Origin of the sequence: Acinetobacter sp. YH12049, from assembly GCF_013419875.1 — a bacterium.
In the GTDB taxonomy this organism is placed as follows: Bacteria; Pseudomonadota; Gammaproteobacteria; order Pseudomonadales; family Moraxellaceae; genus Acinetobacter; species Acinetobacter amyesii.
The window spans coordinates 1-4,409 of record NZ_VOZH01000083.1 but is presented as its reverse complement, the minus strand read 5'-3'; the positions used below and the strand labels follow the sequence as shown (position 1 = coordinate 4,409).

Below are 4,409 nucleotides of genomic sequence, written 5' to 3'. Positions count from 1 at the left end.
GTTCAAATGGCTATTCTACGTTTGATTGGTTTTGGAAAAAAAGAAGAATTTAAGAAAGTGCTAGCAATTTTAAGAAAGAAAAAGCCTGATAGGACAAGGATCCTATGAAATTTGTCGTGTACAGAGTCTGTGTTATAGCGTTTTAAAACATCAGACTGCCTATCAAAGAGATTATTTATTAGCCGAATAATCTCAAAACCTGATTGACTACCAAGACGGTATCTCAGGTCGCTGACTTCACATATATTAAAACTCATTCAGATTGGGTCTAAACCACATTTATTATTGATGTTTTTTCATGTGCAATTGTTGGCTGGAAAGTATCAACACGTAAGAATACAGATATGGTGCTTGATGCGCTGAGTTATGTATCGTCTTTTGAGCTTGAAGCAATGTACGATTATAAGATTAACCCGTTAGGTCAGGTGGCCTAACTTAAATAAAAAAGTCTCCGACAAACCCGGTACGGTTCATTCATTTCTTTCCTGAATATCTCCATATACACCATAACTACATTTTTTATTGCCAATCCCTCTGTCCGTTATAATTACAGTGAGTTCATTGATATTTGGAACAGCAAAAACTTGTGCTCTTATGTCCTTTTCGTTGGATACTGTTTCAAGTAAAACAGACCAACTATCATCATTATCTCCTGGCGGCTCAGTGATCTCAGCAGGAGATTCTATATCAAAGAAACGTCCATCAAATGGAGACGCTTTAAATGCCTTAATAACTCTATCCCTGAAAAACTGATCATGAGCATATAGTTCACTAAATGAAAAATTACATCCTGAAGGAAGACTCATATTTCCATCATCACTAATAATTAAATTATCTAAACATTTCTTAGAAACCATTTTTTTCAGACTACTTGTCTTGTTTTTACTAGGCTTTACTTCAGGTGCTATGCCTGCATAAGCATTACCACTTACATGAAGTGCCAAAGTCATACTAGATAGCAACAGTAAATTTTTAACGCCCTGTTTCCCTTTATTAAATTTCCCCATTTCAGCCCTCTTTTTTTGATATATGAATTTATTTCCTTAAATAAAATTATCTGTATTAAGGATAAAAATTACATATTATTAATGTATTAGTGAAGTTTGCACCCAAAACAGGTGCATCCCAACACGCACCTATTATAGGTGCAATGAATAATATTACTTTATCAATTCACTCAGATGAGTATGTTTGGCTGCGTAAGCTTTTCATTCAAAAGAGAAATGAACTCGGACTTTCCCAAAGGGCGCTGGCAGAGCGTTTAGGCATCATTTATTCATTTGTTGGGAAAGTGGAAACAGGTGATCGAAAATTAGATATTTTTGAATTTATTCATTATTGTGAAGCTTTAGAATTAGATGCGAATGAAATTGTCAGCCAACTCATTTTATTAAAAAATAAAAGCTAAAATTATTTCATTTTTTTATATGACCCCCTATAACTTGCCGTTAATCCTATAATTCTTAACACCCCCTGCACTCTCCCAACCTAATCATATATTCTTTTTAAACAAATTAAAAAATGGAGATTTGCAATTCAATTACAAATACCACGCTCAAAATTTTTCACTACCGTCAGTACGAATTATGTAGTAGAACCTAAAGAGCGCTTTGTAATACGGATAATCGAACAAATGACTAATAGCGAAAAGGTCTTAGCTAAAGCTGTTTTAGCAACAGCCAAAAAAATGGGGCTAACATATGATCAGCTTGCCATGATTCTTGGTATAGATTTATCAAGAACCAATATAGATTGCAGCAAACTTTCATTATTACAAAAAGAAATTGCTCTAAAACTTATACGTATAACAGTTGCTCTAGATTCTCTTATAGGTGGAGATATATCAATGATGCAACACTTTATGAAATCTCCAAATAAAATAACAAAAGGCATTCCATTGGATCAAATCCAGAATATTTCTGAGCTTGAGATTGTTTTACAATTTGTAGAAGGCCTCCAAGCTAAACCATAATATATGCAAGGCTTCATTACTTATAAACTTGAGTTATGGCCCGATCTAATTATTCAAGTGCAAGATATAAGAAACATCCTTTCTCAAGATAAGTATTCTAAAAGCGGTCATTTCAATTTTGGGCTTACAATTGAATGAATTTCGTATAAGAGATTTTATGTTAAAGACTTTCAATAGAGAGTACAGTGATAAAGCGATCATTTGGCTATTAAAATATAGTTAAATAATCGCTTTTTTATCGTTTACCTATAGGCTAGTGATAAAATTATTTCCGATCTAACCAAGATAAAAAACTAGGGCTAAGATTCAATTTAACTGCTGGAGTTAATAGTGAATAAAAAATGATTTACGAACAAGTTTTAATCAGTTTGCAGTATATAAAGCTCATTAAAATTTAATTTTTTCTTAAAATATAAATTAAGTAACTGATCAAGTTTCGCATAATCTATTATTTTTTTAAGATTTAAGGTAATTTGAAATATACTATACCAATCATCCATAGGTGAATTATCTCTCCATTTATCACCATATGAATCATCTCTTTCAACATTAATCACGATGTCCTTATAATCTGAAGATTCTTCTCGATCATCAACTATCGCAAAGAAAAATACCTGTTCTTTATTATGATTCACACATGATAATAGAGAATAAAAAGCATCTGGATCATTCCGTCTTGCATCATAATAATCTGATGAAAATTCCCAATTATTTATTTCATCTTTAGGAATATAAGCTTTCACAATATTTAAGATCATTAATCTAGCAGCACAATATTCATCATAATTAACATAATAATTATTAAAAGGATACTTTGGATGTTTTTTAAAAAAACTAATTATTTCTTCTGTTTTATATTTCATTTAAGCACTCTTTAGAATTAATCCTGTTCTGATATCAATATCAATTCGCCTTGAATCACCCATAACTCGATCTTGCTTATGAGTTCCATCAAAACTAAAACTCCATTTACTAACACCTACCCCACCTGGAGTATTTTTTGTCATCCAAGAAACTAAATTATTATATGCCGTTGTCGCCCCCCTTTCTCATAATCAACTTTCTGCCCTTTTTTCTTATCCGGACTATGACCTTTTAAACCTATCATTTGTACCCGAACTGATTTTGCATATAATTTACATAAAGTTAACGAAGGTGGAGCAGGTAAATCTACCCATGCTGAATTAGCCTCAGTTGCTGTAACAATCATCTGGTTTGTTTTTGCACCATTTTGTGCTTGAATTCGACCATTATGCTTTTGTTTATTACAATTAGAATTATTAGGATTACAAGTTCTATTTAACTTATCTCTTTCATCTTTAATATTTTGTAATGCTAGTGCTTTTTGATAATCAGAAATATTTCCTTTCTCTCTTTGTATTTGTTCCTCTGCTGTTTCTAATGCACTATTTAAAGCACCTGTAATAGTACTATCACCCAATGTAGATGGAGTTAATATACCGATCAATACTGCACCAACCGGATTAGTTCTCGCTCCAACTCTAGCAGCTTCACCCGCTTTTTCTATGGCTGTTCCCCATCCACCTAGACTACCAATATCTGCTGCTACTGCCATGTTTCTTTCTCCAAAGCAGCATAAAATTTTTGAGATTCAGAATTATTTAAGCAACTTTCTACAATTCCTGCTAAAACATCAATTCTTAAATACGGAGGCCATAATTTTTCTTCTAAAATACCTCTATTCCAATTATCATCATCTATATTGTTCTTATTTAAAATAAAACAAATTTCTCCATATACCGCACACCACTTATTATAGTCAGCATCTTCTTCCATTCCATTTAAATATTTCTTTACACGCCCCTGTGCAATAAATAAAAAATCAACACCTCTTTTTTCATCATTATTAAAATATTTTTCAGAAAAAAAAGGAAATTTCATTTTCAATCTATTCCAATTCCATAGAGCTAAATCTTCTTCACGGCTATTTGAAAATATATCAATCTGCTCTTGAGTAAACTTTATTGTCATATCAAAGACTCACTATATTATGCAAAGTACTATCGAATTCTTGATACCACCAATTACTAATTGGTTTTAATAAAACCATATAACTTTCATCATCTAACATTTTGTTAAGTATTTTAATAATTGCTGGATCATAAAATCTAAATAAAGCTAGCTCCTCACTAGGTAGCTCTGCCTGTAAAAAAGGCTGTAAATGTTGAATTAGTTGTTGTTTAGATAAAGAAGTTTCAATAATTGAAAACATCCCTATTGTTTCACCAACAACAAGTTTTTTTTGTAATAACTCACGGCTTTGTTGCACAAAGATTTGAAATACAAAGCCCCCCTAATTGAGCCAAATTTAAGGCGTAACTTGGGTAAGTGGTCGACCTAATTCCGTAAATCTGTTGAGGACTGCTACACGTGCATGAATTTCATTCACTTGGCTATCAAAACTCCTTGCACTGAG

The 4,409-nt window shown here is 32.1% G+C and carries 7 protein-coding genes and 2 pseudogenes; 3 read left to right on the top strand and 6 right to left on the bottom strand.

Translation table 11 applies throughout. The annotated features are described in order from the left end of the window. Window positions 1-227: 227 nt before the first annotated feature. A pseudogene (locus tag FTU05_RS17285) lies at window positions 228-362 on the top strand (IS3 family transposase); the annotation flags it as partial. A gap of 108 nt (window positions 363-470) precedes the next feature. Here the strand turns inward: FTU05_RS17285 and FTU05_RS17280 are convergent. Further along, the gene (locus FTU05_RS17280) at window positions 471-1,007 is read right to left on the bottom strand and encodes a hypothetical protein (RefSeq protein ID WP_180166167.1); all 537 of its coding nucleotides are present in this window, start codon (window positions 1,005-1,007) and stop codon (window positions 471-473) included. A gap of 143 nt (window positions 1,008-1,150) precedes the next feature. Between FTU05_RS17280 and FTU05_RS17275 the strand changes: the two genes are divergently transcribed. Further along, window positions 1,151-1,408: a helix-turn-helix domain-containing protein gene (locus tag FTU05_RS17275; protein WP_120368469.1), complete on the top strand. Its 258-nt coding sequence runs from the start codon at window positions 1,151-1,153 to the stop codon at window positions 1,406-1,408. 225 nt (window positions 1,409-1,633) lie between these two features. Beyond that, window positions 1,634-1,972, top strand: a complete 339-nt coding sequence (locus FTU05_RS17270) for an antitoxin Xre-like helix-turn-helix domain-containing protein (RefSeq protein ID WP_180039821.1) — start codon at window positions 1,634-1,636, stop codon at window positions 1,970-1,972. 359 nt (window positions 1,973-2,331) lie between these two features. On the opposite strand, the gene FTU05_RS17265 is transcribed toward FTU05_RS17270, so the two are convergent. The 5 genes and pseudogenes from FTU05_RS17265 to FTU05_RS17245 form a co-directional block, all read right to left on the bottom strand. Continuing rightward, entirely contained in the window at window positions 2,332-2,835 is a 504-nt protein-coding gene (locus FTU05_RS17265) for a hypothetical protein (RefSeq protein WP_180109898.1), read from the bottom strand. Window positions 2,836-2,987: 152 nt separating this feature from the next. Further along, window positions 2,988-3,548, bottom strand: coding sequence for a hypothetical protein (locus tag FTU05_RS17260; protein ID WP_257230146.1), 561 nt, complete (start codon window positions 3,546-3,548; stop codon window positions 2,988-2,990). Continuing rightward, complete coding sequence (locus tag FTU05_RS17255) at window positions 3,539-3,964, bottom strand: hypothetical protein (RefSeq protein ID WP_180116212.1); 426 nt, start codon at window positions 3,962-3,964, stop codon at window positions 3,539-3,541. Before FTU05_RS17255 ends, FTU05_RS17260 begins: the two co-directional genes overlap by 10 nt. Before the next feature lies 1 nt (window position 3,965). After that, the gene (locus FTU05_RS17250; protein WP_373685334.1) at window positions 3,966-4,262 is read right to left on the bottom strand and encodes a DUF4123 domain-containing protein; all 297 of its coding nucleotides are present in this window, start codon (window positions 4,260-4,262) and stop codon (window positions 3,966-3,968) included. 39 nt (window positions 4,263-4,301) lie between these two features. Continuing rightward, window positions 4,302-4,409 (bottom strand): annotated as a pseudogene (locus FTU05_RS17245) (IS5/IS1182 family transposase); the annotation flags it as partial.

Bases quoted from the DNA above. Each gene is read 5' to 3' on its own strand.
- FTU05_RS17280 (WP_180166167.1), bottom strand. From the start codon at position 1,007: ATGGGGAAATTTAATAAAGGGAAACAGGGCGTTAAAAATTTACTGTTG.
- FTU05_RS17275 (WP_120368469.1), top strand. From the start codon at position 1,151: ATGAATAATATTACTTTATCAATTCACTCAGATGAGTATGTTTGGCTG.
- FTU05_RS17260 (WP_257230146.1), bottom strand. From the start codon at position 3,548: ATGGCAGTAGCAGCAGATATTGGTAGTCTAGGTGGATGGGGAACAGCC.
- FTU05_RS17255 (WP_180116212.1), bottom strand. From the start codon at position 3,964: ATGACAATAAAGTTTACTCAAGAGCAGATTGATATATTTTCAAATAGC.
- FTU05_RS17265 (WP_180109898.1), bottom strand. From the start codon at position 2,835: ATGAAATATAAAACAGAAGAAATAATTAGTTTTTTTAAAAAACATCCA.
- FTU05_RS17270 (WP_180039821.1), top strand. From the start codon at position 1,634: ATGACTAATAGCGAAAAGGTCTTAGCTAAAGCTGTTTTAGCAACAGCC.